The organism is Mucilaginibacter sp., assembly GCF_039921305.1.
GTDB lineage: Bacteria > Bacteroidota > Bacteroidia > Sphingobacteriales > Sphingobacteriaceae > Mucilaginibacter.
The window spans coordinates 64,621-91,578 of the sequence record NZ_JBDSCA010000047.1 but is presented as its reverse complement, the minus strand read 5'-3'; the positions used below and the strand labels follow the sequence as shown (position 1 = coordinate 91,578).

Here is a 26,958-nt window from a genome sequence, read left to right as displayed (position 1 = left end):
AAATCAACTAAATTTTAGCTTTTGTTGAGCCGAAGCCTCTTCGTCCAGTTTTTCTTCAATTCGTCGTAATAAGGCCAGCTTAAGTTTATCCAAAAACGCTGTACGTTCTTTTTTTCGCTTCATTATATCCTGGTATTTATGATAATAAGACCCAAGATCAACTTGAAAGACGGTTTGAAAAAAACTGACCACTGATCTTATCTCGGTATTTCCATTATTGAAAACACCTAAAGCCACTAAAGCGTAAATAAGTTCCACAAGGTCAGTTTTATTAAAAGTCCAGGTCAGCGGTAATTCAAGGCCCATTTCCGGCGGTGTTTCATCATGCTCTATAGACTTTTGAAGTTGAAGATTTAGAAAATCCTGATACTTCTCATTGGCGATAATTTTCGAAAGTTTATAATCGTGGCTTGTAGAATACTGTTCATCTTCTTCAAATTCCTCTAAATCTACATGTACATCAAATCCTCCACGGGTAAAGTAAAGTTCGTCCATTTGAGTAGAACCCGAGCGATAGTACTGATAGAATGCCTGGTTATGATCAAAAAACCGTTTGATGTCTGCTAACTCATAATTAATATAGTCTTTTAATATACCTTCACTACCGGGCGGCGTTTGCATAATAAATTTATAGACGTTTATGAAGTAGATATATTTGCTGTAGAATTGTGGTTTAACAACCTTGAAAAAGTAGATTTCATCTTCCTTGTTTTCAAAGGCATAACTGGAAATATAGTTCTTTAACTTCGCCATTGCTTTTTTACAAAGCGTAATAGACGTTTTATATTGTTCAGCAACAGATTCTTCGTTTATAGAAACTTCGTTTAGCTGATTTTCCAAAGCACTGTAGAAACGCTCTGCAAATGTTCTCATAAGATAATAGATAGATAAGGTTTATAATTACGTTCGTTTTAAATCAATAGGCCAATTTTTTAATAGGGGTTAAAATTTTTATATACAGCACAGCTTGATTACGATTATATAATCAAAAAAGTTGTCCAGGAAGATAAAATTCAAATTAGGTTTTTGCAGGCAACTGATTACTTAGCAGATCTAACAGCGGCACATTTAGGCCTTCTGCAATTTCCTGAAGATAGATATATGTGGGGTTTATATTTCCTGCTTCTAAGCGTTGAATTGACTGCTGGTCTTTTCCGATAGAATGGGCAAGCTGCACTTGTGTAATACCCTTATCCTTACGGATTAAGCGAATTTTATCACCCAGCTCTTTTAATAATACTTCCTTATTCATCGGAAGTATAAAAGAAATGTAAAGCAAATGAAATCAGTACAACGGATACGTTGTATTATTATGTTACTTATAAATAATAAGCAAAATTATTACTTAATTCAACAAAGCTGGCTTATCACCGTTTCGACCAAAATTTTTATATCCTCTTTTATCTGATGGTAATTCATCAATACTTCTGCCTGATCCACATCCCTGACTAAGGGGATAGGTTGATATTTCGCCTCTTCCTGCCGTATGGCCTCATGGTCGTTTTGGATAGCATTATGAAATGCCTTTAGGTCGATTTTATTATCAGGATCATCGGCGACCATGCCCACAAATTCGCCTGAAGAAAGGCCGGATATTTTTGAAGCCGGTATAGCATAATCCAATTGTACTGACTTACTTATTGAGGTATCCTGACTGTTGATTGAAACGCTTTCCTTTTCCTGGTTAATTTTACCAAAGCGTTCGGACAACTGTTTCGCTGTATCACCGGTTACCTGGCCGAACACTACATTACCAACTATATTTAAAATTACTTCTGCCTGTTCACGGCCATAGTCCTTTTTCAACTGGCTGTAATCCTGAACTGCTAAAGTAACTGCTACTTTGTTTGATCGCGCCGTGGCGATAAGATTATCAATACCATTAAAGTAAATGGTTGGGAACTCGTCAAATATCATACTGCATTTTTGCTGATTTTTACGGTTGACCAGTTTATTAATGCGGTTGATGTATAATGATAATACTGCGCCATATACCTGCGATTTTTGCGGATTATTAGCTAAACAAACGATCTTCGGTTCATCAGGATTATTTATATCCAATGAAAAATCGTTACCGCTTAACACATAGTATAATTGTGGGGATGATATGCGGGCCAGACTGATTTTAGCACTGGCTATCTGACCTTCTAACTGTTCATACGCTTCATTTTGCCAAGCTGATACAAAAGGATTGATCAAAACTTCTATTTCTGGTTCCTGAAGCAACACTTCAAACAAGTCTTTATACTCCACCTGTGCCAGTTCGATTACATGGGGAAGGGTACAGAAGCGACCATTCTCGTACTTCTTTAAAAACCACATGATGGCGGTTATAAAGTTGATCGGTGATTCAACAAAAAAGTCCCCTTGTTTTTTTATCCACTCGCGGTTAAGGCCCAACATGATCGTGCGGCTGGAATCTATGGCATCGGTAATATCTATCATAGTATGCGGTTCTAACGGATTAGCCCTGTGCATGATCTGTTCCAAGTTGATGATGTATTGAACCGGTTTAACTTTATATAAGTGACCGTATTTGAGCAACGCATTGTAAACGATTTTGGTTAAATCATCATATTTGAAATCGTAAACCAACATTGTAAACCCCTTTTGGATATGCTGCTGAATGATATGGCGGATCACAAAATACGACTTACCGGAACCGGGGCTTCCTCCTATCAATGTACCCCGAAATGGGTTGATAATGTTTATCCAGCTTTTCCGGGGTTTACCTTTAAGGTTATAGATTGCAGGAAGATTAATAGAATATTCATTTTCGAGTAGCCGCTCTTCCTGCGGGAAGGATTCATTGTCTTTGTTAAAAATATCTTTTCCCAGGTTTAATTTAATGATTCTGAAAAGCAGACTTCCTCCGGACATTATTAAAAAGTACCCTAAGGAAGTCAAGCTGATATACAGTATTGTAATCGTATTAAATGGGTAATTTAGACGCAATATCAGATTGCTGATAAAGTAAATTATTAAGCCTGATAAACAATAAGTAACGATTGTTTTAATCCTGATCGTTTCGTCCTTCTTACCTTTGCTCCCGATTAAAGAAGCCAGTAACAACAGCAGCGCCGTTGCTTTTGCATACAAAACCTTTTTAAAAATCACCATCCTGGATAGCGGTAATAACACATGATTAACCAACGGTTTTGTTAAACCCCATGCCTGAAAAGCGGCATAACACGATAAGTAAAAATGCACGATCAATATTGCTAAACTCAACAATCTTGTAAAGTCAATGATCTTTCTTAGTGCCTGTTCATTTTCTCCGGTTTGCATAAAATATAAATTAAAGTGAATGACCTTTTCGTTTCTTTTTCCGTTTGTTTTGAGTAAGCCGTCCAATGGCGGCCATGTCCTGTTGTTCCTCTTTAAACAACATATCTAACAAAGATTCTCCGCTGCTATTTGATTGGGAACCTGAAATATTGTCAGTAAAATTGTAAGACGGATTTACCTTATCCGTTTCCTTTTTATAAGTTGTGTTATCATTTTTGAACCACCCTGCAAGTGAAGCAGCACTATAAGCTTTCCCTAAATCGCTGCCGTTAAATACTGTTTTTGCTTTATGATCTACGAACGTTATTCCATATAAACGCCCTTCTTCATTTTGCCGGAATATGACTTGAATACCTTCCGTTTTTAGCTGTTTTTGAAAAGCGGATTGCGACATTGGTTTCAATAATGCCTTATCAATTGTTGTTTTTAATTGGTCTTTTAATGGCTTCCTAAGCATTTCATTTAATCGAAATCTATCCTCCAAAGCTTTCATAGTAGGCTTCCCATAAATGCTACTCGCCTTTATAGGCACTCCAAGTTTTTTGCCTTTCCCATCCAACACCCAATAAACCAACCCTTTTTTTTCATACATTCTTGAATCTTTAGACCCACGATCTGCGGTAATATTGTACTGATTGAGTACGGCATTGAGTTCAGGAATGCTGGTAAATTTATAGGCTCTGACCACTTCATTTACAACATTCGTGATTGATCTTTTAACTTCTGACTTGCCATAACTTACTTGTTCCAGGGGCTTGCCAATGATGTTTTGTTGCTTTCCCTGATCCTCCGCTTTAACAAGATTATAGTTTAACTCAACTTGTTTTCGGGAACTTTCTGAAGCCCTGTTGGCCAATAAATGAAAGCTAATTCGTTTACCATCGGGCTTAATGTTAGTTGTTACGATATGTAAATGGGGATGCCCTGCATCATGATGCTGATACACTAAATAAGGTTGTTTTCCAAAACCTAAGCCCTCCATGTAGTCGTCTGCAATCTGCTGAAGGATATCTTTATCCAAGTTTTCACCTACTGCAAAATTTAACGAAACATGCAAAGTATTGACAAGGGTAAGCTGGTTACGTTTGGCAAGATCTGTAAGCCTTTCCAACTTATCGTTGAATGTTAGATCGAGCGGGTCTTTAAGATAACCTTGTGCTAAAATCAGTTCTGCTTTGCCCAATCCCACCTTATGTTCATTGTAATTTATTGCACCGATGATACTTCGTCCGGTTTTAATTTTTGCGACCATAACTCTGAGAAATTTTGCATTCGTTCTTTGATTTGAGCAATGGCCGGATCAACCTTACTTCCAATAATCGAAAGTAGATTAAGCCATAACCTGCTATCTGCATTTCCATGGGCACTGTTGATTTGCCGTACTGCCTGGTTGAGATTATTACCAATAGCATTCAGTTCTCTCCGCAGCAGAGCCAGCTCTTCCAGTAAATCATCCATTGATTTATCCCGGTAGTTTACGGTGATTGGTTTTTCAAGCAAAACAGAGCGGATGTACTCGCTCATTTTTAAAAATCTTGTTTTTTTAAAGCGGGTATCAATTACTTTAAATTCGTTGGGCTTGAACCTTGTGGTTACTTTGCGTTCCCTGTTTTCTTCTTCATTTTCCATTCCTTATATCTTAAAAAAATCCGACCTCGGAAGATTTTTCCATGCCCCCGACTGACTTCGGAAGGTAGGGGCAAGATTCGTTTGTCGGACAAACGTTTATCTTGCTGATTGCTATTAAGAGGCAATCTGATCCTTTAGGAAGTCTTCCACATTCCTCCATTCGTTAATAACTGCCGTCGTTATGACTTCTTCAATTTGGCATCTAAGAAGAATTTTAAAGCTTCAATACTGATGTCTTTAAGAGATTGGTCATATTCCACTCCATAAGACTTCATGCGCTTTAAAAGCCCTTTTGGAATCCACACATTTAATTGCGCTTCGTCTTCCTTAGCAATAACATTTTGCTTGACAGGATGAACCTCCTGTATCGGTGTTTTTGGAGTTTCCTTCTTTAGCTTATCTGCTAAACCACCCAGCTTGTCTTTATAATCTGTCATTGTAAACCTTTCTTTAAGCTCCCCATTACATAAGAGATTTTGGCAATTACATAAATATGTATTTATGTAATTATGCACTGATGCGGTTAACGATCTCTTCCGCTAAGGATGTTATTTCCTCCTTTGCTTTAACATCCGTGCCCTGAAGTACACCAGCGGTAATTGATGATCTTGCAATGCTCACACGATCATGGATCATAGTTTCTAAAACAGGTATTTCCATGCCTTCCAACAGGCCGCTGACCTCTTTAGTAATACCTGAACGCGGCTTAATCATATTCATAACTATTCCGGCCCGAATTTCCGGCTGCCTTGCCTGTGCGTCTTTCACCAGGGCAATAGTCGAACGTATCGCCATAACATCAAAAAAACCAGCCTTTGTAGGAATTAGTATAAAATCCGAAAGGCTGAATAGTTCAAGCAGTTTATTTGATAGGTACGGAGGGGTATCAACTATAATCAAGTCATAGTCTAAATCTTTAATTTCCTGTAGTTGCTCGTTGCCTACTACAGCAAGACCTGGTAACTCGTCTTTGATGTGATAAAGGCTTCCTTGTAAATCTGTATCAACTAAAGCAACATTTAGTTGATCCTGAAAGCATACTGCCAAATTCATGGCCAGTGTGCTTTTTCCGACGCCACCTTTTTGGTGGGCTACTGTGATGATCTTTCCCATTTCTGTAATTCTAAATTGTTATAAATACATAATGCTGTAATTGCATAATGCTGTAAATCTTTAAATACATAAATCTTCATTTGCAGACTTTTGTAAATACATAATCCTGTAAACCTGTATTTACATAAATGCAGGTATCTTGAATTGCATAATTCGATAAATACATATCACTGTAAATACATAAATCTGTATTTATGTATCAGGAAAGGCGATACGTTTAGCTGCCTTTCGTTCCAGCAATTTTGTGTTTTGAATTGTATTATCTATCCAGTCCTTTGCCAATACTTTCCAATTCTTTTGCGCCACGCCACTGACCGTTTTCCATTCCATTTTTTCATAGTGCATATAAAAACTTTGTGCATCAGGAAAATCAAGGTTTTGTTGAAGGAAATAAATTGCTACATGATTGATCAGGGGAGGGATGATGTAACCCATTCCCTGATTGTTAGAATCAGTCATTTTGTCATCATATATATTGATAACATCCTTAGCCGCTACCACCCTCCGTTTAGCTTTCCTCTTCAACATAGGTTAATACTTTACAGTCATTGGACTTTGCATTAATTCCTCAATTTTGTCGGCATCGTAATAGGTTGTATTCCCTAACATGGTAAAAGGTATTTTACCATTATCCCGCAATCGCTGTAACTTACCATGAGATATATTCAAAACTTTCCGTACTTCAATGGCTTTGAGCCATTTCTTAGTTTTGCCAGTAACCTGTTCCTTAAGGACAGATTTGAGTTCTGATAATAACAAGTCTTTAAATTCTAAAAGGTCGCCCACAGTAATTAACTGATCGCGGAATACCTTGCCATGTTTTTCAAAATGTGAAATGACTTTTTCCATAATCAATATTTTAATTCGACAAAATTGAACAGGAAGAAATTAAGTTTTTCACCACTCGTACATGAGGTAGGTGTTTTTTTTGAAAAAATATTGAACTTAAATGCTCGTATTACCATAACTTGTGCTGATTAAGTATTTATTAACTTTATACACCAATGGACTTTTTAACGGTAAACTATCAATCACAAGAAACAACCTTAGCAAGCTTTGATAAAATAGCCGATAAGCTTTCCCGAGATATTCAATTAAAAGTTAATGAAGCATTTTATCGTATAGTAGACTTTGAATTTTATACTTATTCGGAAACGATACCTGATCCGCACACCTATAAGCATGATTTGCAATTGAAGTTCAACAAATTTTATCTGCACGGATCGGGTGTAGATATTACTTTTGGTGACGGTAAAAATCACGGAGGGATATTATTACGCAGCGTCGTAAAACTTTATGGTAACGCGGATAAGTCAACCGGCTTTATGGGCAAGCAATTTGACGGGCCACAAAAAGTGGCAACTGAGTTATTTTCCAATCTATATCCCTTAGATGGTGTCGGGGTTAATGAAATACGGCTGATAGATATTGAAGGGCATAATCAAGACAATCAATTCTTCCCAGGCAAAGCAATACTAAAAACAAATCGTGTAGGGTTAACAGCCAAGAAAACAGATTTAACAAACTATTATTTAAACCTTGATCTTAGGTATATCATCGTATTACAATCCTTTCCTAACTTTAAACAATCGATAAAAGGAATAGAGAACATTGTAAGAAATAAATTATCTAACGGAGAATTAGATGCAGATCAAGCTAAAGATATTTTAGGGTACTCACTTAAATAACATGATTCAGGATAGTGAAACCAATCTACTGTATCTGGCTGATTGCCTGCCAAAAAAAAATCCTGCGTTTACCGGCGAGTTTCTACAACTACTCAACCACAATTATATTAAATACAAATACCTTCCGAATACTAAAGACATCTGGGCTGTAGATTATATGCCATTGCAGTTGGAATTGAACAAATTTGTAAATTTTATATATAACCCTGATTATTTACAAACTATAGCCGGATCAAAGACAATATCTGACGTACCTGCTATCTTAAAAGAAATTGGCATAACAGCAACAAACTCTGATATTGTATTAGATGGTGGAAATGTAGTTAAGAATAAGAACACGGTAATTTTATGTGACAAGGTTTTTAAAGAAAATCCTCGGCATAATGAAAAGGACATGATTAAAAAATTGGAAGAAATATTTAATGTAGACAGAATTATTTTCTTACCAACTCATAAAGATGACTTTACTGGGCATGCTGATGGTATGGTTAGGTTTATCGATAACGAAACGTTATTGATAAATAGATATGTAAAAGAAGACCGAAAATTTCAATTAGGGGTAAGAATGGCCTTGCACAATGCCGGATTTGAAACCATTGAGTTGCCATATAACCCCTATAATAATCCCTCAAATGATGACGCTTGTGGTATCTACATAAATTATTTAGAAATGAATGAATTTTTGATAGTCCCTATATTTAACCTGGTGGAAGATGAAGAGGCAGTGAAATTAATAGAGGAATTATTTGGAACCAAAAAGATTTTAACATTAAACTCAATTGAAATAGCAAGAAAAGGTGGAATCTTAAATTGTATCAGTTGGAATATAAAAGTGTTGTAAAAAGATTACATAAATTTAGAATTATGCAAATGCAGTTTTATGTATTTGCATAGCGAAATTAATTATCATTACTTAAATACAGGTATAGTAGTTCTATGTATAAATTGTATATTTGTTGACGTTAAAAATAGTTCTTTAAACGATTCCAAATCAGTACAATTTAGTACAAACCATATCGGTACTCTTTTCGGTACCCTATATAATTAGAATCGTTCTAACATACTGAAAATAAGGGACATGTCCCTTCAAAAAATAATCCCAGCGGGATCACTAAACGTCCCCAACGACGTCACTGTTTTTAGGTCAAAAAGGCGCATAATATGCGCCTTTTTTTGTTTTAATAGGTTTTTTAGCCGTTTTCGATGGCTTTTCAATCTTCTCAAAAAAGATAAATAAAATCATTTCTGATCAATTCGAATCAACCTGACTGGTGCCCAATTATGTTGCTTAAATTTGGGCACCACTTTGAGTGGTAAATGCTTGTGATAAAGGAGCTTAAAGAGCAATTGTGCTGACCGGTTTTCCGGTGTAACCGATTCGTTGATTTAATGTGATGAGACTCATCTCCGGGTAACTGTTTATAGAAAATAGGTGAAAAATACTTCATCCAATCCGGGTACAGTACTTAAACCAGCGAAAAACATTTTTATTCAATGCGGCGATATGGTATAGTTATCTGCAAAAAGAATATGTATATGGAGGTGATGGAGCGGAGAAGAAAGTCAAATTATTTCTTAAATTGAATACCAAACCAATTACACCATTCATTAACTGATCAATACATTCTCTCCAAATTTTTGAGACACTGTTGTTCTTTCTTCCCCGTTAATACTGACGACCAATGACTGATCGAAGGTGATTTTTTCTAAAACTTGAACCTGTGTGCCTATACCGATGTTTAACTTTAATAAATATTGCAAAAATGAACTGCTGGTATCCCTAACGGCAGCTACACGGCATGTCGTACCTGTTTTAACATCGGCTAAAGTAACAGAATAGGTTTTAGGCACTTTACCATTGGCTTTCGGTATGGGGTCGCCATGTGGGTCATATTCCGGGAAACCCAAAAACTCATCTAAGCGATCTGCCAAAGTAGCGTTGCTTACATGCTCCAGTTCTTCGGCAATATCATGTATCTCGTCCCAATGAAAACCTAATTTTTCCAATAAGAAAACCTCCCAAAGCCGGTGCTTTCTTACGATTAGAATGGCATCTTTTAGTCCTTGCGCGGTTAAACTTGCGCCTTTTTTCTTATCGTATTCAATGAGCTGCTTATCACTCAGTTTCCTAATCATATCCACTACAGAGGCAGCATTGTTACCCAATAGTTCAGCAATGGCTGTAGGTGTTATCTTCTCACCATCCCTGAGCGAGAGCTTATAAATAGACTTGAGGTAATTTTCTTCTGATAGGGTATGCATGTTAATGATTTGAATACCCACAAATATAAAGTAAAATTAATAAACTAATAAAATTAGATATAACTAATTATTTTAATTTGATTTGTATAATTATTAAAAAAGTTAATACAAATGAAATTATTACGTTTACTCTATTTATTATTGATACCGATGACCGTTTCTGCACAGAACGGCTCCCTTAAAGGCAGGTTAACCACGGGTAGTGAACCCTTGTCTTTCGCCTCTGTGGCACTCACAGGAATTTCAATGGGGGTTACCAGTAATGATAAAGGTTATTATAATTTAAAAAACATCCCGGCAGGAACATATACCGTCGTGTTCTCTAATATCGGTTACGCTACCGAGCGGTATAAAGTTATCATCAGGCCTGATGAGGCAACAGTTTTGAACGGCAATCTTAAAGAAAACAGTTCAAAGCTAAATGAGGTGGTGGTAACAGGTGTCTCCCGTAAAACGGAACTGCGCAGCAACCCGATACCCATTGCGGTGATGACGAAAAAAGAGATGGACGAAAACGTTAACAACAACATTATTGATGCCATTGTAAAAGGTGTACCTGGAGTTAACGCGGTTACCACCGGGCCAAATATCTCCAAACCATTCATTCGCGGATTAGGTTACAACCGGGTTTTAACTTTATATGATGGGATGCGCCAGGAAGGGCAGCAATGGGGAGATGAACATGGCATAGAAATAGACCAGTACGGAATAGGTCGTGCTGAAGTAGTAAAAGGGCCGGCCAGTTTAACTTATGGCTCCGATGCCTTAGCCGGGGTGATCAACATGATCCCTTATATCCCGGCTGGCGAAAGCAGCGTACTAAAAGGTGATTACATTACAGATTATCATACCAATAATGGCATGATAGGTACTTCGCTGGGTTTATCGTACAAAAAAGATGACTGGCGGTATGCCTTTCGGGCTACGGCAAAAACGGCACATGATTATCAGAATAGCGTAGATGGTTTTGTATTCAATACCGGTTTCCGGGAGTACAACTTATCGGGCATGGTCAGGGTGGATAAAAAGTGGGGATACTCGCAATTGGCGGCAACCGTTTATGATAACCGGCAGGAAATACCCGATGGCAGCCGCGATTCGCTCAGCAGGCAGTTTACCAGACAGGTAGCTGAAAGCAATACCGATGATATTAAGAACCGGCCGATCGTGGGTAACGACCAGCTGAGATCGTACAGTATAGATCCGCTGCATCAGTGCATTCAGCATTACCGTATTTATTCGCATAACGAGTTTAAACTGGGCGAAGGTAGCAGTATTGATGCCTCGGTAGGCTTGCAGCAAAGTGTCAGACGGGAGTATAACCACCCTACTTTGGCCGATCAGCCTGGTTTGTACGTCGTACTTAATACTTTAAATTACGACCTGAAATATAATTTGCCGTCAATTGGTGGGATAGAAAGTACCATCGGAATAAACGGTATGTACCAAACCAACCGCAGCAATGCCGCTACAGACTTCCCGATCCCGGATTATAACCTGTTTGACGCGGGTACTTTCCTGTTCGCCAAAAAGACCATCGGGAAAGTGGATATCTCCGGGGGTATACGCTATGATAACCGGCACATCAGTTGGAATGATCTTTATGTTGGCCCCAACCCGAAAAATGGGTTTGACCAGCAGGTGAAACTGCCGGATACTGCGGGGGCAAGTTTACAGTTCCCCGCGTTTAAGCATGTTTACCAGGGGGTATCTGGTAGTTTGGGTTTAACATATAATATCAGCGAGCGTTTATTACTCAAAGCCAATATAGCCCGGGGCTACCGCGCGCCAAATATTACCGAGATCGGATCTAACGGGCTTGATCCGGGCGCACATATCGTTTACCTGGGTAATCGCAACTTTAACCCCGAATTTAGTTTACAGGAAGACCTCGGCTTTATCGCTTACCTGAAAGATATTGACTTGATCGTTGAGCTATTTAATAACCATATTGATAATTACATTTACCAGGCCAAACTGACCGATGCCAATGGCAACCCGGTGGTGATCGTACCGGGCAACAGCACTTACCAGTACCAGCAAAGCAGTGCCAGCTTATATGGCGCGGAGTTTACCCTCAATGTGCATCCGCAAAATATTAAATGGCTGGCTTTTAATAATAGCCTGGCCTACGTAACAGGGATCAATGGGGATCAGCGACTCATTGATGAATCTAAGGGGGCGGCTAAATACCTGCCCTTTATCCCGCCGTTGCATATCCGGTCTGAGGTTAAAACAACGTTGCAAAGATCATACGGCACATTTTCAAAAATATATTTCAAGGCCGAAATGGATGCCTACACCACCCAAAACCGTTTTTATGCCTTGGATAACACCGAAACGGCTACGCCCGGTTACGCATTGTTTAATTTAGGAGCGGGCACAACGATCAAAAAACGATCAGACAAAACCTTTTGTGAGTTGTTTTTGCAGATAGATAATTTGTTTGATACCGCATATCAATCCAATCTGAACCGGCTAAAGTATTTTGAATACTACCAGTCATCCCCCAACGGGTACCTGGGCATTTATAACATTGGCCGAAACATCAGCTTTAAAGCCATATTTCCTTTTTAATTTACCGATAAACCCGTTTTTTCTACCCTACCGAAATACCGGTATCATCAACGAATATTTAGATTTCTTAAAAACACACGCATTTACCGCCTGACCGAAAAATTACCTGCTGCGTGCTGAGGCTTTTTACTGGAAGGGCGACTTGGTATCGGCACAACGATCATCTACTCTAACCGCTACTACAAATAAAAGCTCAAACATCCCCAAAAGATGTTTGAGCTTTTTATATTAATGTTTGTTTAATTAAAAAAAAAACATTTAACAGTAACTAATTATATGAAAATTAATTAGTTACTGTGACGCTTTCGGTTCGGGTGTTATTGGTTTCGTCACTTTCCCTTATTCTTGATTGATCATCAACCATGGCAACTACACTGTGTGTGCCAACAATGGCCGTCCAACTGCTTGGCGAGCAACCATTGGCTGTAAGTATGCGGGTAGCACCCGGTGCCAGGGATGCTGTAGAAGTGCCATTACAGCCAGCGCTGTTGCCATCAACTTTAAAGCTGACCCCTAAAATAGTGCCGGCAGGAGTTGCCGCCACACCAACATTTTTAACCGTCACCGTAAATACTACCGAGTTGCCGGTATGCGGGCTTGATGGTGCCCAGGTAATATCGGTCACAATCAAATCAGGCCCAACCAATTCGGCAGCCGGTGTTTTGTAACTCCAGTTTTGGTACCTGTTAGGGTCGGCTTTCCATGTATTCCAAGTAGTTTGATTAGTTTTGCCCGGATAACCATTAAACTTAACCCAGCCAAAGTTTTCTTCCTGGAAATTATATGGGCTAAATCCAGAACGCTCCGGCTCATCTAACAACTCGTAAAATATAATGGCCTTTACATTAGGATCAGCTGTAGCGTCTTGGGTAAGCGTAGTCCGCCATGTGTTAGATGCATCTTCGTTTTGCTGTTGTGTATACGTTGTTTTAAATCTGTAACCACTTTCGGTATACCAAATTGGCCTGTGGTAGCGGTTCCATAAATATTGATGAATATTGGATATACCCAAATTGGCTAGATAAGCAGGGGGCATATCGGCATATAAATGCCAGCCGCATATATTAATTGATGGTGCGGCCGCATACATTCTGTCCATCCAAAAAGTAGGTAAATAGCCGGCCGTATTTACAATGCTCTGTTTACTTGGCAGTACCGATTTTAAGCCGTTTTCCATACCTTTTACATATTGTTCGGCCAGTAAAACTTTTGGCATATCGTAATTACTTTGCGATTGCCCAGTGCCCGATAGTAGCAAATCATCAAACAATTCCCATTCGTTGCCTAATTCAAAGTAATCAAAATACTGCCCGTATAAAGTGGCAAAGCCAGCCATTTGTGTATAAGCTGCATTATAGTTACTGGTTGTGGTACCGCTATAATTACAACGGTCATAAATCATAGGTAATACTTTAATATTATTTACCTGGCACTTAGCAATAATATCTAAAAGCTTAGCTTCGTTAGTGGCTTTACCATTAGCATCTGTAGCCACGTCAACCCGGTAATAAGTCATATTCATTGCCTTAACCATAGCAGATTGGGTAGTATAATCAACCCCTGCAATGGTAGATGAGTTGGCATTGTACGCTACTGTGTTTAGCGGATGGCCGTTAATACCAACAATTAACCCGGTTGATAAGGTTTGCAGGTTAGCCACAGGTGTTTTGTTAGCTTGTTGTGCTTCATCAGCTGGTGCCTGTGCTTTTTTACATCCGGCTGCAGCTAAAAATGCTAATAAAACTACTGTGCTTTTAAAAGGGAGCATAAACCCTGTTCTTTTTTCTCTCATGATTTTGTTTTAGTATGATTATTTGTTATTGTTTGGAGGCTTTATTATAATAGTAAAATCGGCAACAGTGCCGCCCGAGGGTGTGTGCGGGGGCGTTGCGAATATTTAAACAGCAGATTGAACACATGGCGAGCACCATATAGCAGTACGTGCTTAATGCGTTGCAGCAAAGTGAATGCGGTACTTGGAGTACTTGCTTTATACATAAAATAGGTTTTGATGTGATAGACATCTGTGCGGCATCTAATTAACTACGGCATGCGGTGGCATAAACCCTAATTAATAAATACAGCATTAAATAATTGGTGAATGCAATTACATATAGACTGTTTAATAAAACATTAATTAAAAATTAAGAGAAATATCATAAAGAGAAATTCGGGGCTTTGTTTTTAGCGTAAAACCATGTCGCAGGATACTATTGCCCGTATGTTAAGCAGAAATATGGGTTAGCCCGGCCTGTAATAAATGTTTTATTTTTTAATAAAAGGCCGGATTTTTTTCGTCTACCTGCATCAGGTTGCCTGAATATGGATTGATATTTTTTTTAAAATTCCCTAATCCGCGACAGCGTTAATGGTTTTTTAATCAAATTTTAATTTTTGCCGAGTTTATTTGCTGCTGATAAACCAGAGGAATAACTTTCGCAACCAATTATTAATTTATGAACCCTTATACACCGGGAGTGGCTGTAAAAAACGCTCTTTACATTATTGTTTTCTTACTATCCTATAGCACCTCATCAGCGCGGGATAACCTATCGTACGTTGACCCTACCATTGGTGGTGTAGGTTTAATACCTCGAACCTACACGCCCTACAGTACAGCTATATCATTTGGATAGAAAGGTGATCGCGATGATTTCTTCCGAAATTATTACGATAATATAAAATAACAATTGCTATTATTGAGGGAAGAACCAACTAAACATTCAGCTGCTTTGCGTTGGGTAACGCCAATAGCTACCGCCTGTTATGAAATTTATGGGACATAAAACGCTTATTCTCTTTATATCGTTATTATTAGCTTTTTGTGTACAGCAAACATATTCTCAAAATCAGGGACTTCGTTTTTCAGGGCAAAATAATCCTATTCAGGATAATCGGACATCGCTCGACCTTAGTCCGGATGCGCCGTTATGTTTAAAAAACGATTTTGAACTGGCCTTTAAAATAAACTTTCTACCAAATAGCAAAACTTATTTTGGTTACATCGTACGTGTTATAGATAACCGGTCGCGTAATATCGACTTGATGATGTACGATCCGGAAGGGAAGAAATCAAAAAACGTAAGGATAATTATTGGCGAAAAGTTTTCGAACATTGAATTTAATTTAGATAGCAACCACCTGTATAACCAGTGGAACAGGTTTAAACTAAAGTTTGACCGGAAGCGCAACACGCTCACGGTTTATGTTAATGATAAAGCACTAAGCGAAAATAGCACCGACCTTAGAAATGCCGATTGTTTTAAAATGTTGTTCGGGGCCAACTTATACAACAAGTTTAGAACTACCGATGTACCCGATATGCGGATAAAAGATATCCAACTATCTGAAAATGGAAAGCCCACACATCATTGGCCGCTCGATGAAATTAACGGAAACATTGCTACCGACAAAATTCAAAATGTAAAAGCTAAAGTGGCTAACCCGGTATGGATTAAATCTATGCATTATAACTGGGAGCAGGTAAGTAGTTTTGAGGTAAAAGGCAACGCGAGTGTAGGGTTTAACCCCAAAACCGAGCAAGTGTACATTATTTCTACTAATGCTTTATACAGCTATTCGGTAAATGATAATGGATTAAAAAATACCGAATATAAAAGCGGCAGCTATACTTTGCTGCAAGGTAATCAATCGCTTTACGATACCATTTCTGGCAAGCTGTACAATATTAATATCGATAAAAATAAAGTAACTGCCTATAGCTTTGTCACCCAAAAATGGGATGCCGAAGTTTTAGATAACGGGCGGGTTACCCAATTTTGGCATGCCAATAAATTCATTTCAGATGTTGATCAATCCTTGTACGTTTTGGGCGGCTATGGCGAATTGAAGTATAAAAAACTGGTTCAAAAAAGTGATTTCAGTAGTAAGCCCTGGGCGGTGTTGCTGGTAGACAGTACGGTGTTTGGGCCGCGGTATCTGGCCGCTTTAGGGCAAAGTGCCCATACTGGCAATGCATATATTATAGGTGGATATGGCAGTTTATCGGGTTTACAAATGCTTAACCCGCGTAATTATTATGATTTGGTTAAGTTTAATGTTAAAACCCGGCAGTTTAACCAGGTATATAAATTCAGCTATCCCGGAAACGATTTCGCGTTTGCTAATTCGCTGATCATCGATACTAAAAGCAATGAATTTTATGGACTGATATTTCCCAATCAAAAGTTTAAGTCAAACCTGCAACTCATTAAAGGTACATTAACTAAACCCGAGTACCAGATCGTAGGGAACAGTATACCGTATCATTTTTATGATATCCGGTCGTTTGCTGATTTGTATTATTGCCCCGCAAGTAAAAAACTGGTAGCGGTTACCTTGTTCAGGACTGATAATCAAACCGAGGTTAAAATTTATACCATAGGTTTTCCTCCCAATATGCTTCAAGTTAAAAATATGGCAGGTGGGAAACCTTGGTTAACATACCTGCTTTACGCCGGCGCTACACTTGTTTTATTGGGCGGCTTATATTTTGTTGGGCGACGATTTAAAACTAAAAAGCCAAATAAGCATCACGGTACTACACCAACCAATGCTAAAGCAAATGAACCTGCTAAACAGCAAGAGACTACAGCGGTTGAAACCCGTGAAGCTATAGGTGATTATGCTAACAACCAACCGCTTCCGCAAAAAAGTTCTGTCTTTTTGTTTGGAAACCTACAAGTATTTGATGCTGAGGGCAATAACGTATCGCGTTTGTTTACACCCTTGCTAAAAGAATTATTTTTATTGATTTTAATTTATAGTATCCGCAGGAAGACCGGGGTTTCATCTGAGAAATTGAACGAAATCCTTTGGTTTGATAAGTCGAAAAAGGATGCTTTAAATAACCGCTCCGTTAATATTGCCAAGCTAAAAACCATATTAGAAAAAATTGGAAACTGCGAGTTATCTAAAACTACCGGTTACTGGAAAATTGAAATTGACCATAACCAGGCACATGTTGATTACCGGCAATATTTAAGCTTGATAGATACCAAGCAAGTATTGGATAAACAAAAAATTCAAAGCCTGTTTGCGCTGATTCAGCGCGGATCTATATTGTTAGATACCGATTATGAATGGTTGGACGAATTTAAAACCGAAGTAACTAACGAAGTAATAAACCGATTGCTGCTCTTTGCACGATCGGTAAATATGGCCGACGACCCCGAAATTTTAATACAAACCACTAATCATATCTTTCATTTCGACCCGGTGAACGAAGATGCGATGCAAATTCAATGCAAAGTGTTGGCCTTGTTAGGGAAGCATTCTGTATCAAAGCACGTTTACGAAAAGTTTGTGAAGGAGTATAAAAATATTTATAACGAAGATTATAACCGGTCATTCCACTCAATTATTGAATAGCTTTATTAATCCCATCATCCTCACCCATAATTTTATCTGTCCATAATTAATGACCTAATAAGGTTGATTTGTTAATTACCCTTTTCTTGCTTACGTTGCCATATCAATGTAGCTAAAGTTATATTGCCCGATATGCTGAGTAGCAACATAATGCTGCAGCAAAAAACTACCACACAGCTTTGGGGTAAGTCTACAGCAAATACTGCTGTAACCATTACTATATCATGGAATAAAAAAAGCTACCGTGTAAAAGCGGATGCTGTATTTTGCGATACTGTTGAGAATAAATAGTGGGGCATCCTTGTCTTTTAATGCGAATATAGGGGCGGTGATCCTTCGATCATCTTTATGAAACCTTTGCCACATGGCACGTTTTTATCTGCTGTTATCAATGCTGCAGCGTTACCTTTTTATGATTAAATGGTAAAATAAAAAGCCGGACATCTGATGATCCAGCTTTTAAGAATAAAGTCTATTCCTTTATTTGAGGTCAAAACTATCCTGCAGCCTGATATCATCAGATGCGCTTCCTATCATCAACCTGAATTTACCTGGCTCGGCAACCCATTGAAGGTCATTGTTATAAAACGACAGTTTTTCGTTATCGATCACAAATCTGACAGTTTTAGATTCACCCGGCTTAAGGGATACTTTCTGAAAATCCTTTAATTCCTTTAAGGGCCGGACCACGGATGCAACCATATCCTGAATATATAACTGGACTACCTCTTCCCCTGCGTATTTGCCCGTATTGGTTAAAGTAAAACAGCCATTTATCTTTTGGCTTTTTGACATGGATGCACTGCTCAATTTCATATCAGTGTAAGTAAACGTGGTATAACTTAAGCCATAACCAAAGGCGTAGCGCGGTGTATTGACCATATCGATATAAGCCGATTTGTATTTGATATCGCTCAGTTTTTTAACCGGGCGACCAGTGCTATAACCTGCATAGGTAAGCGGTATCTGCCCTACAGAGCGTGGAAAACTCATCGGTAGTTTACCTGATGGGTTATAATCTCCATACAAAACATTGGCAATCGCGTTTCCAGCTTCGGCACCTAACCACCAGGCGTAAACAATGCTTTGTGCTTTATCGCTTATCTCATCAAATATCATCGGTCGGCCAGCCATTAATACCACAATTACGGGTTTTCCTGTTGCGGATACGGCTTTAAAAAGTTCTTTCTGGCGGCCGGGCAGGTTAATGTCCGTGCGTGATTTCGATTCGCCGCTCATATCCCAATCTTCACCTAAAGCCATTACTACTACATCTGCTTTTTGAGCAGCAGCAACCGCACCGGCAAAATCATCCTGCTCTTTGCCGTGTATCTCTGTTCCTTTTACATAGGTGATATTTGCAGATGAGCCCACTTTGTTGCGTATACCATCGTATAAATTAGTAACCTGAGTTGTATCCGATTGTGGAATCCAACTACCTTCCAGATCACGTTTTGCTTTCATCAACGGGCCGATCAATGCAATGTTCTTTATTGAATTTGACAGCGGCAAAACATTATTCTGGTTCTTCAATAGTACAATTGATTTTTGTGACACATCGCGGGCTATCAGTTTATGGCTTGGATCGTTCAAAACCTTTTGCTCTCGGGCCTCATTGCTAAACCGGTACGGATCGTCAAATAAGCCTAATTCAAATTTTTTGTATAAAATGCGCCTAACGGCGTCGTCTATCAACTTAACATCAACCTGACCGCTTTTCACCAATATGCCCAGATTATAGCGATAAGCATTGCTTTCCATATCCATATCGCTACCGGCTTTAATAGCTTTAAGAGCGGCATCGGCTTTGTTGGTGGCGTAGCCCCAATCAACCATCTCACCTATCGATCCCCAATCGCTCACCACAAAACCTTGGTAGGCCCATTTGCCTTTTAAAATATCGCGCTGCAAATAAGAGTTCCCCGTTGCCGGGATGCCGTTTAAGGTGTTAAAGGAGTTCATAAAAGTGGCCACACCGACATCAACAGCGGCTTTAAAAGGCGGCAAATATTGTTCCCAAAGCTGATGATCGCTCATCTCTACAAAGTTATAATCGCGCCCTGCGGTTACCGCGCCGTAAGCGGCAAAGTGTTTGGCACAAGCCATTACCGCATCAAGCCCCCCCAGTTTTTCGCCTTGAAAACCCAGCACACGTGCCTTTGCAATTTGCGAACCCAGGTAGGTATCCTCACCTGCTCCTTCCATTACACGGCCCCAGCGTGGGTCGTGAGCCACATCAACCATGGGGGCAAATGTCCAATGTACGCCAGATGCCGCGGTTTCTTCGGCGGCTATGTGTGCCGATTGGCGGATGGCATCCAGATCCCATGAGGCGGCTTCCGCCAAAGGAATTGGGAAAACGGTTTTGTAACCATGAATTACATCCAGACTAAACAACAAAGGGATTTTTAATCTTGATTGCAATGCTACCGCTTGGATCTCACTGGTATTTTTAACGCCCTTTACATTAAGCATTGAACCTACCATGCCTGACTTGATATCATTAAGCTGGTTAGTTTTTTTATCGGTAACCGGGCCAGTTACTTCCCTGCCTGAGTATTGGTTGAGTTGGCCCACTTTTTCTTCGAGCGTCATCAATCGTAAAAGTGAATCAACCCGCTGATTGATGGTCTTCTTTTGAGCGAAGCCGTTTATACTTACACATAACATGGCAATTAAAAGCAGCCTGGTTTTAGATAATAGCATATAGTATTCAAATTATTTTACGCCGTCTAATATCCCCTGATAACAAGGTTTACGGGCGTAGTTAAAGTCGAAGGGTAAAGGCCAATCCGGACGGTTATAGTTACCTGGTATCCACGAATCAGCATCGCTCACATTCCAGGTGGTTATACCAAATTGCTGTGCTTTTGGTATGGCGTTGTAATCCTGAACGATCAGCTTATACTTTTGAGTTTGCGCTTCGGATAAAGCGGCAGTATAGGTTAAAGTTTGATCGTTATTCGGATTCATGGCAATATCCAGTTCTGAAATATGGACCTTTAAACCAGTTGCCGCACAGGCGTTAATAGCGGTTGCCCAGTTGCTATCGCCCAAATTATAACGGGTATGCATTTGCATGCCGATACCATTGATAGGGATACCACGGCTGACCAAACCGTTAACCATACTTAGTATGGCAGCTCTTTTTGTGGGGCCGTATTCGTGGCCGTAATCATTATAAAACAATAGTGCGTCCGGGTCCGCCTCATGGGCGTATGTGTAACAGCGGGCGATATAATCGGGACCTAACTTTTGCAGCCAAATACTGTTGCGCAGGGTTCCGTCATCTTCAAAAGCTTCGTTCACCACATCCCACGATACTACCTTGCCTTTAAAATGTGCCACGATGGTTTGGATGTGTGTTTTCAACAAGTTTTCCCAGGCGGCGGCGTCACCCTGAAAATTGGTGATCCACGCGGGCAGCGATTTATACCAGATGAGCGTATGGCCATGCACGCGCTTGCCATTGGTTTTGGCAAAATCGCACAGGTAATCGGCATCGGTAAAATCGTAAGTGTTTTGTGCCGGGTGCAGGGCAGCGGTTTTCATCACACTTTCGGCAGTTAAGCTGTTATATTCTTTGATTACCAAAGCCCTGTAGGCCGTGTTATTTTTAAGCAAACTAATATTTACAGCCGCCCCAAACGGGAATGGCATACTGCTTTGCAACGTTGCGGTTGGTGTAACCGGATTGGTTGGCGTGGTAGGCGTAGTTATGCCCCCAGAATCAGTACCCGAATTACTTTTTGAGCAGGCGGTAAACGTTACCGCCAATGCTAATACCAAAACCTTAATTTCTCTTTTCATTATGGTTAGTGTTAATTAATCCCAGTTTATTTTTCATACTTCTTTTGTACTTCATTATAAAAACCTTTCAGTACAAAAAAGGCTTCTTTCTTTTTACCCGTTTCGGATATTAAACCTTTACGGTTCCAAAAATCCTGGTAAACGGGGTGCTGTCTGCGCGGCGAACGAAAATCGGCCAGTATCCAGGGTGTCATCCCGCGCAAAGCGCCAATTTTGCTCAGCATCTCAATCTGGTTTATGTATAGCGCTTTTTGGTATTCTTCTGTCCAGCGGGTATCGGCCGTTCCGTGCAAACCGGCAAGCGCGTCGCCGCCAAACTCGGTGATCACTACCGGTTTAGGGTATTTAATATTGAAGTGATATTTGGTTATTTCCGACGGTCCTTTGGCCCAGTACCAACCTGCATATTCGTTAAAGCTTACCAGGTCCAGTTTTTCGGCCAGGGGGTCGTCAACATAAACCTCGTAGTTTTTGCGGTGCAGCTCCAAAGCGGCAGCTACTAGTCGGGTATTGTCCAAATTGCGGGCCTTATCGGCCAAACTACCCATAAATTTTTGGCGTGGATCGCTTATCGGCGTTTCATTCCCTATCGACCATACTATTACACTGGCACGGTTAATATCACGGGTTATTAAGGCGGTTAATTGCGCTTCGGCATTTTGATAGGTGGCGGGGTTTTCCCATGATATGGTCCAGTAAACCGGTACTTCGGCCCAAACCATCAGGCCCATCTCGTCGGCAAGCTTCAGCATTTCTTCGTTGTGCTGGTAATGTGCAAGGCGAACATAATTACAATTCAGCTCTTTGGCCCAGGTTAACAAAATGCGCAGATCGGCGGTCGAGCGTGTCCTTCCAGGGATAAGCGGATTTTCATCGTGAATAGAGATACCACGTAAAAACACCGATTTACCGTTCAGCAAAATATCGGGGCCTTTAACCTGAATGGTTCGGAAACCAATTTTATCGGCAATGGTATCGCCGGAGCTTATCACATTTACTTTATAAAGCTTAGGGTTTTGCGGCGACCAATAGCTGAGTTTTTTAACCGGAATATTAAAGGTTGCCTTACCCTCAGCATCGGTTTTCAAAACAGAATTGATATTGGCTTCGGGGATACTCAACGTTATATTTTGAGATGATTTAGTGCTTAGTTGTACAAAGCCTTCAATATGCGTAGCATCGTTTTTAGCTAACTGTACTTTGTAATCGGCCACGTAGGTTCCGGGTAATTCAATGAGCGATACATCGCGGGTTATACCGCCATAGTTCCACCAATCGGTGTTAATGGTAGGTATCTCATCCTGATGGCGGGTATTATCGGCCTTAACAACAATGCTGTTCTCACCGTTTTTAACCAAACCTGTAACATCAAACTGGAATGGGGTGAACCCACCTTTGTGGATGCCTACTTTTTTGCCGTTCAAATAAACGTGCGCCTCATAATTTACCGCGCCAAAATATAGCAGGTAATGTTTACCGGGTTTAACTTCGGCTACAAATTTGCGCCTGTACCATACGGTACCTTCGTACAATTGTAATTTTTCAACCTGCGAATTCCAGTCGCCCGGCACATTCAGGGTCGGTGTGGTATCAAAATCGTACTCCAGTAGTTCGCCTTTATCCTTAGGTTTTCTGTCATCATAAAAACCTCCCGAACCCGATGATGAAGCATCAAAGGCCATATGGCGGTAATCATAATAACCATTCTCATACGGGTCTATAATGTAGTTCCACCTCCCGTTAAGGCTCAGTACGGTACGTGCCTGCGGATTTTGTAAAAGCGGGTTTTGCGCGACGGCGCCCTGAAATACAAGCGCTAAAATTAAAAGCAGAAGGTAGTGTGGTTTTTGCATAAATGTTGCTGGTTATTGCCAGTTAAAAGTGTTTACGGCCTTAGCCGCTATGGTATAAGTAAATTTTTGAGTTCCTAATTTTACATCAACCGCCTTGGCCGTTGTACCGGTATTGGTAACTACCAGCGTCTTCCAGCCATCGGGATTGATAAAGCCTACGTTTGATATACTGCTTGATGTAATATCGGTGGTATTGATGCGCTTAGCTCCCACACGCATAGTTTTGGCGGCGTGCCCCAATACATAATAATCGGCATTGCGGGTTATAGCGCCCGCGGAAGTGATCACCATAACCGGCCTCGACGAGCTGCTACCTTTAATATTAGGTAGGCTGCTGCCATCCAAAGCCAGGTTCCAGTCTACAATGGTTTGCGCCCAGTTACCTGCCGATTCGCAAATGTCATTGGCCGCCATTGATGCCAGTACCGAGCTGAAAGAATCGTTCACGTTGCCCGAAAATTCGGTGTAGTGAACTTCTTTGGTTGGATACAGGTTGTGCATCGTGGTCATTACATCAGGTGTACCACCGTAGCCGTGATAAGCCGTGCCAGCTACGGCCGCACGGGCGTTACCGTTTTGCATAAAGGAGGTGTGGTAACTTGAACCCGACCAGTTATTATCGCCACACAATATTTTGGTACTCAATCCAGCATTGTCTATCTCGGGTTTTAAATAGGTGGTAACAAAACTAGCCTCACTTGATGGACCGAGGTAGGTGGTTGGGTAATTACTACTTAAGGTACGAGGCTCATTTTGTGGCGTGATGGCGTTAATGTGGATGCCTTGCGCTTCCATACCTTGCAGGTATTTAACCAGGTATTTGGCATAAACGCTGTAGTAACCGGTAAGTATCCCATTTTGGGTGGAATCGGCCAGACTGCTGCTTGTTCCGTTTAAGGTACCACTGCGTTTCATCCAGGCGGGTGGGCTCCAGGGTGTGGCTATGATATAGATGTTGGGGTTAATGGCCAAAATTTCTTTGAGGATAGGGATCACGTAGTTCACATCATCCTGCACCAGCAAATTAAAATTGCTTAACGAGCCATTGGTTTGCCCGGCGGGCATATCATCATAGGTATAAGGCGTGGTAGAAAAATCAGAACAGCCAATGGTTATCCGCAACACATTGAGGTTAATACCCGATGTGGTAAACAGTTCGGTAAACAGCGTTGCCCGGTTGGTTGCACTTGGTATGGATGTTTTTAGAGTGTAAGCTGCTGATCCCGTCAAAGCCAGGCCAATGCCATCCATTGTTTGGTATTGGTGCGATGCATCGGTAGTTACCGTGATCACCGGATTGGTTGTTATAGTGGTGTTATAATTGATATTGGCTTCTTTAAGCAGTTTTTTGCTGCCATCGGCCAGTGTGGTGTAAACAATAATCGGATTGGTAACGGTTGCGCTTAATGAGGTTGAAGTAGTTGAAGCATCTGTTGTTTGTGATTTGGCATCGGCTTGCACCGAATTTCCTTTTTTACAACTGATAACAGCAGCGGCGATAAACAAAATACTTAAATTTTTAAAACTTCTCATGGTTTATACATTCAGGTAGCTATTTGATTATTAAACTATTACTCTCTTTGTTATTTAAAGCAGCCGGTATACTATTTGTACCAACTGTTGGTAACATTTTTCTGCTTAGTATCCCGGGTTTTGACCTAAAGCCGGGGCCCTGTTCAATTCGGTTTGTGATATAGGATACAGGTAATTTTTGTTAGCAAACACCCTGGTATCTGCCTGAAAACGTTGGTAACTGAAAGTATTGTTAGTGTTTTTGGTGATGCGCATACCGGTTACAGGCGAGTTAAGGAAACGGCTCCCCTCGTTCCATCTGCGGATATCGTAAAAGCGGTGCCCCTCAAAACAAAGTTCCACGCGGCGCTCATTGTGGATCCGTTCGCGGATATCCAATTTAGTATTAACAACATAGCCGTTAGCGGTTGGGCTGGTAGTTTGTAAAGCGGGTATCCCAGCACGTGTTCTTAGCAAATTAACTTTAACCAACACATCGGCGTTGCCGGGTTGAGCTTCGTTCAAGGCTTCGGCATAGTTTAGCAAAATCTCGCCATAACGGAAGATAACCCAGGGCCTGCGCGATGTGGTATTGGCAGCCTGGTTCCAGGTTACACCATCGTTAAAAAACTTGTGCAGGTAATAGCCTGTTTTGGTGGCGTTAATATTGGCTCCAATACCGTCTTTACCGCCTATGTAGGTATCAACAGTTTTGCTTTTGTACGTTCGGCCATTGTAAAAAACGATAAGGTCAAACCTTGGGTCGCGATTGGTATATGGGGCAGCTTCGCTATAGCCCGATAGCGGATCGGTAATTAAACGGCCGGTGGTTTTCATCTCAAAAGCGTCAACCATTTCCTGCGTTGGGTTGGTGCGGCCCAGTGCGCCATCATAGCTGATTGGCGCGTTGTTTTGCTCAATATCATTACGGTTGGTAGCTTGGGTAGCAAATATCACCTCCTTATTATAAGGCACGGTACCAAACAAAGGGATGTTATTGTAAGGAGTTATTAAAGTATGAATACCTGTACCCAAATCAATAATGACTTTGGCGGCATCGGCAGCTTTTTGCCATTTGGTCAAGTCATTGGTTGTATTGTATTGCGGGCTGGCAGCATACAGCAACAAACGAGCCTTTAAAGCCATAGCAGCGGTTTGTGTGGCGCGGCCACGGTTGGTGGTATTCCAGGTTTCGGTATACAAAGGCAATCTGGCTATAGCCGAATCGCAATCCAACAAAATACTGCTCACACATTGGTCGAATGTATTACGGGGCAGGTTCAATTCCTCATCCTGAGCAAAAATACGGGTAGCTAAAACTGCGCTGCCGTATCGCTCTACCAGTTCAAAATGGAACATGGCGCGTAAAAAGAAGGCCTCACCTCTTAACCTTGCAATTTGTGCGCTGTAGGTTAAATCGGCAGCTGTGGTTGTGGTTAGCTCGGCAACCGGCGTAATGGCACTGCCGGGGGCTTTTACTAAAAACAGGTTCACTTTACGCAAGCCCTGGTACATGCCGGAGTACACATCATCAACGGTGCGGGTTGCGCTCCAGGTACCGTTATTAAATATATTGATGCTGGAGTTTAGATTGGAGTTAACAGCCTCATCGCTGCCCGATGCCTGCATCGCACCATTCCCGTCAAGGCTATACCTGTCCATTAAATTGGAGTAAGCGTTTGATAATACACCACGGGCATAGTTATCGTTGCCAAAAACCTGCTCCTCGGTTATTTGGCCCTCCGGTAATGACCCATCACCCAGATAGTTCTTTTTACAGCCGGCAATGATAGTGGAGCCAACTAAAAAGGATATATATAAAAGGTATTTACTTTTCATAATTCTAAGTTTTATGG

At 40.5% G+C, this 26,958-nt stretch carries 22 protein-coding genes; 6 read left to right on the top strand and 16 right to left on the bottom strand.

The window, feature by feature from the left end; translation table 11 throughout:
• Window positions 1-3: 3 nt before the first annotated feature.
• From ABIN91_RS14700 to ABIN91_RS14660, 9 genes are all read right to left on the bottom strand, one after another.
• The gene (locus ABIN91_RS14700; RefSeq protein WP_348051978.1) at window positions 4-873 is read right to left on the bottom strand and encodes an RteC domain-containing protein; all 870 of its coding nucleotides are present in this window, start codon (window positions 871-873) and stop codon (window positions 4-6) included.
• Window positions 874-1,018: 145 nt separating this feature from the next.
• Complete coding sequence (locus ABIN91_RS14695) at window positions 1,019-1,252, bottom strand: helix-turn-helix transcriptional regulator (protein WP_128534656.1); 234 nt, start codon at window positions 1,250-1,252, stop codon at window positions 1,019-1,021.
• Window positions 1,253-1,350: 98 nt separating this feature from the next.
• The gene (gene mobC, locus ABIN91_RS14690; protein ID WP_348051977.1) at window positions 1,351-3,288 is read right to left on the bottom strand and encodes a conjugal transfer protein MobC; all 1,938 of its coding nucleotides are present in this window, start codon (window positions 3,286-3,288) and stop codon (window positions 1,351-1,353) included.
• Window positions 3,289-3,298: 10 nt separating this feature from the next.
• Complete coding sequence (locus tag ABIN91_RS14685; protein WP_348051976.1) at window positions 3,299-4,540, bottom strand: relaxase/mobilization nuclease domain-containing protein; 1,242 nt, start codon at window positions 4,538-4,540, stop codon at window positions 3,299-3,301.
• On the bottom strand, window positions 4,495-4,917 hold the full coding sequence (locus ABIN91_RS14680; protein WP_348051975.1) for a hypothetical protein: 423 nt from the start codon (window positions 4,915-4,917) through the stop codon (window positions 4,495-4,497). Before ABIN91_RS14680 ends, ABIN91_RS14685 begins: the two co-directional genes overlap by 46 nt.
• Window positions 4,918-5,096: 179 nt before the next feature.
• On the bottom strand, window positions 5,097-5,354 hold the full coding sequence (locus ABIN91_RS14675) for a hypothetical protein (RefSeq protein WP_348051974.1): 258 nt from the start codon (window positions 5,352-5,354) through the stop codon (window positions 5,097-5,099).
• Between the two features lie 70 nt (window positions 5,355-5,424).
• Window positions 5,425-6,030: a ParA family protein gene (locus tag ABIN91_RS14670; RefSeq protein ID WP_348051973.1), complete on the bottom strand. Its 606-nt coding sequence runs from the start codon at window positions 6,028-6,030 to the stop codon at window positions 5,425-5,427.
• Between the two features lie 192 nt (window positions 6,031-6,222).
• Window positions 6,223-6,558 carry a hypothetical protein gene (locus tag ABIN91_RS14665; protein WP_348051972.1) on the bottom strand — a complete coding sequence of 112 codons (336 nt, stop codon included), beginning with the start codon at window positions 6,556-6,558 and terminating at the stop codon, window positions 6,223-6,225.
• A gap of 3 nt (window positions 6,559-6,561) precedes the next feature.
• On the bottom strand, window positions 6,562-6,879 hold the full coding sequence (locus ABIN91_RS14660) for a helix-turn-helix domain-containing protein (protein WP_348051971.1): 318 nt from the start codon (window positions 6,877-6,879) through the stop codon (window positions 6,562-6,564).
• A 155-nt stretch (window positions 6,880-7,034) separates the two neighbouring features.
• Here ABIN91_RS14660 and ABIN91_RS14655 point away from each other — a divergent pair, with 155 nt between their 5' ends.
• Window positions 7,035-7,718: a hypothetical protein gene (locus tag ABIN91_RS14655; protein WP_348051969.1), complete on the top strand. Its 684-nt coding sequence runs from the start codon at window positions 7,035-7,037 to the stop codon at window positions 7,716-7,718.
• Window position 7,719: 1 nt separating this feature from the next.
• Entirely contained in the window at window positions 7,720-8,559 is an 840-nt protein-coding gene (locus tag ABIN91_RS14650) for an agmatine deiminase family protein (protein WP_348051968.1), read from the top strand.
• 767 nt (window positions 8,560-9,326) lie between these two features.
• Here the strand turns inward: ABIN91_RS14650 and ABIN91_RS14645 are convergent.
• Window positions 9,327-9,980, bottom strand: a complete 654-nt coding sequence (locus tag ABIN91_RS14645; RefSeq protein WP_348051967.1) for a metal-dependent transcriptional regulator — start codon at window positions 9,978-9,980, stop codon at window positions 9,327-9,329.
• 111 nt (window positions 9,981-10,091) lie between these two features.
• On the opposite strand from ABIN91_RS14645, the gene ABIN91_RS14640 reads away from it, so the two are divergent.
• A complete protein-coding gene (locus ABIN91_RS14640) occupies window positions 10,092-12,557 on the top strand; it encodes a TonB-dependent receptor (protein ID WP_348051966.1) in 2,466 nt (821 codons plus the stop codon).
• 283 nt (window positions 12,558-12,840) lie between these two features.
• On the opposite strand, the gene ABIN91_RS14635 is transcribed toward ABIN91_RS14640, so the two are convergent.
• Window positions 12,841-14,349, bottom strand: a complete 1,509-nt coding sequence (locus ABIN91_RS14635; protein ID WP_348051964.1) for a CARDB domain-containing protein — start codon at window positions 14,347-14,349, stop codon at window positions 12,841-12,843.
• Between the two features lie 664 nt (window positions 14,350-15,013).
• Here ABIN91_RS14635 and ABIN91_RS14630 point away from each other — a divergent pair.
• The 3 genes from ABIN91_RS14630 to ABIN91_RS14620 all read left to right on the top strand — a co-directional run bounded on the left by ABIN91_RS14630 (window position 15,014) and on the right by ABIN91_RS14620 (window position 18,218).
• The gene (locus ABIN91_RS14630; RefSeq protein ID WP_348051963.1) at window positions 15,014-15,193 is read left to right on the top strand and encodes a hypothetical protein; all 180 of its coding nucleotides are present in this window, start codon (window positions 15,014-15,016) and stop codon (window positions 15,191-15,193) included.
• A gap of 130 nt (window positions 15,194-15,323) precedes the next feature.
• Complete coding sequence (locus ABIN91_RS14625) at window positions 15,324-17,927, top strand: galactose oxidase (protein WP_348051961.1); 2,604 nt, start codon at window positions 15,324-15,326, stop codon at window positions 17,925-17,927.
• Between the two features lie 132 nt (window positions 17,928-18,059).
• Window positions 18,060-18,218, top strand: a complete 159-nt coding sequence (locus ABIN91_RS14620) for a hypothetical protein (protein WP_348051960.1) — start codon at window positions 18,060-18,062, stop codon at window positions 18,216-18,218.
• A gap of 189 nt (window positions 18,219-18,407) precedes the next feature.
• Here the strand turns inward: ABIN91_RS14620 and bglX are convergent, their stop codons facing one another.
• The 5 genes from bglX to ABIN91_RS14595 all read right to left on the bottom strand — a co-directional run bounded on the left by bglX (window position 18,408) and on the right by ABIN91_RS14595 (window position 26,941).
• Window positions 18,408-20,633 (bottom strand): beta-glucosidase BglX, encoded by a 2,226-nt coding sequence (gene bglX / locus ABIN91_RS14615; RefSeq protein WP_348051959.1) that lies wholly within the window; start codon window positions 20,631-20,633, stop codon window positions 18,408-18,410.
• Window positions 20,634-20,645: 12 nt separating this feature from the next.
• A complete protein-coding gene (locus tag ABIN91_RS14610; RefSeq protein WP_348051958.1) occupies window positions 20,646-21,737 on the bottom strand; it encodes an endo-1,4-beta-xylanase in 1,092 nt (363 codons plus the stop codon).
• Window positions 21,738-21,763: 26 nt separating this feature from the next.
• Window positions 21,764-23,590, bottom strand: a complete 1,827-nt coding sequence (locus ABIN91_RS14605; protein ID WP_348051957.1) for a glycoside hydrolase family 2 TIM barrel-domain containing protein — start codon at window positions 23,588-23,590, stop codon at window positions 21,764-21,766.
• A 12-nt stretch (window positions 23,591-23,602) separates the two neighbouring features.
• Entirely contained in the window at window positions 23,603-25,123 is a 1,521-nt protein-coding gene (locus ABIN91_RS14600; protein WP_348051956.1) for a glycoside hydrolase family 30 beta sandwich domain-containing protein, read from the bottom strand.
• A gap of 105 nt (window positions 25,124-25,228) precedes the next feature.
• Complete coding sequence (locus ABIN91_RS14595) at window positions 25,229-26,941, bottom strand: RagB/SusD family nutrient uptake outer membrane protein (protein WP_348051955.1); 1,713 nt, start codon at window positions 26,939-26,941, stop codon at window positions 25,229-25,231.
• Between the last annotated feature and the right edge of the window lie 17 nt (window positions 26,942-26,958).

Excerpts from the sequence above, each read along its gene's own strand:
- ABIN91_RS14700 (WP_348051978.1), bottom strand. The coding sequence starts at position 873 with ATGAGAACATTTGCAGAGCGTTTCTACAGTGCTTTGGAAAATCAGCTA.
- ABIN91_RS14695 (WP_128534656.1), bottom strand. The coding sequence starts at position 1,252 with ATGAATAAGGAAGTATTATTAAAAGAGCTGGGTGATAAAATTCGCTTA.
- mobC (WP_348051977.1), bottom strand. The coding sequence starts at position 3,288 with ATGCAAACCGGAGAAAATGAACAGGCACTAAGAAAGATCATTGACTTT.
- ABIN91_RS14685 (WP_348051976.1), bottom strand. The coding sequence starts at position 4,540 with ATGGTCGCAAAAATTAAAACCGGACGAAGTATCATCGGTGCAATAAAT.
- ABIN91_RS14680 (WP_348051975.1), bottom strand. The coding sequence starts at position 4,917 with ATGGAAAATGAAGAAGAAAACAGGGAACGCAAAGTAACCACAAGGTTC.
- ABIN91_RS14675 (WP_348051974.1), bottom strand. The coding sequence starts at position 5,354 with ATGACAGATTATAAAGACAAGCTGGGTGGTTTAGCAGATAAGCTAAAG.
- ABIN91_RS14670 (WP_348051973.1), bottom strand. The coding sequence starts at position 6,030 with ATGGGAAAGATCATCACAGTAGCCCACCAAAAAGGTGGCGTCGGAAAA.
- ABIN91_RS14665 (WP_348051972.1), bottom strand. The coding sequence starts at position 6,558 with ATGTTGAAGAGGAAAGCTAAACGGAGGGTGGTAGCGGCTAAGGATGTT.
- ABIN91_RS14660 (WP_348051971.1), bottom strand. The coding sequence starts at position 6,879 with ATGGAAAAAGTCATTTCACATTTTGAAAAACATGGCAAGGTATTCCGC.
- ABIN91_RS14655 (WP_348051969.1), top strand. The coding sequence starts at position 7,035 with ATGGACTTTTTAACGGTAAACTATCAATCACAAGAAACAACCTTAGCA.
- ABIN91_RS14650 (WP_348051968.1), top strand. The coding sequence starts at position 7,720 with ATGATTCAGGATAGTGAAACCAATCTACTGTATCTGGCTGATTGCCTG.
- ABIN91_RS14645 (WP_348051967.1), bottom strand. The coding sequence starts at position 9,980 with ATGCATACCCTATCAGAAGAAAATTACCTCAAGTCTATTTATAAGCTC.
- ABIN91_RS14640 (WP_348051966.1), top strand. The coding sequence starts at position 10,092 with ATGAAATTATTACGTTTACTCTATTTATTATTGATACCGATGACCGTT.
- ABIN91_RS14635 (WP_348051964.1), bottom strand. The coding sequence starts at position 14,349 with ATGAGAGAAAAAAGAACAGGGTTTATGCTCCCTTTTAAAAGCACAGTA.
- ABIN91_RS14630 (WP_348051963.1), top strand. The coding sequence starts at position 15,014 with ATGAACCCTTATACACCGGGAGTGGCTGTAAAAAACGCTCTTTACATT.
- ABIN91_RS14625 (WP_348051961.1), top strand. The coding sequence starts at position 15,324 with ATGAAATTTATGGGACATAAAACGCTTATTCTCTTTATATCGTTATTA.
- ABIN91_RS14620 (WP_348051960.1), top strand. The coding sequence starts at position 18,060 with ATGCTGAGTAGCAACATAATGCTGCAGCAAAAAACTACCACACAGCTT.
- bglX (WP_348051959.1), bottom strand. The coding sequence starts at position 20,633 with ATGCTATTATCTAAAACCAGGCTGCTTTTAATTGCCATGTTATGTGTA.
- ABIN91_RS14610 (WP_348051958.1), bottom strand. The coding sequence starts at position 21,737 with ATGAAAAGAGAAATTAAGGTTTTGGTATTAGCATTGGCGGTAACGTTT.
- ABIN91_RS14605 (WP_348051957.1), bottom strand. The coding sequence starts at position 23,590 with ATGCAAAAACCACACTACCTTCTGCTTTTAATTTTAGCGCTTGTATTT.
- ABIN91_RS14600 (WP_348051956.1), bottom strand. The coding sequence starts at position 25,123 with ATGAGAAGTTTTAAAAATTTAAGTATTTTGTTTATCGCCGCTGCTGTT.
- ABIN91_RS14595 (WP_348051955.1), bottom strand. The coding sequence starts at position 26,941 with ATGAAAAGTAAATACCTTTTATATATATCCTTTTTAGTTGGCTCCACT.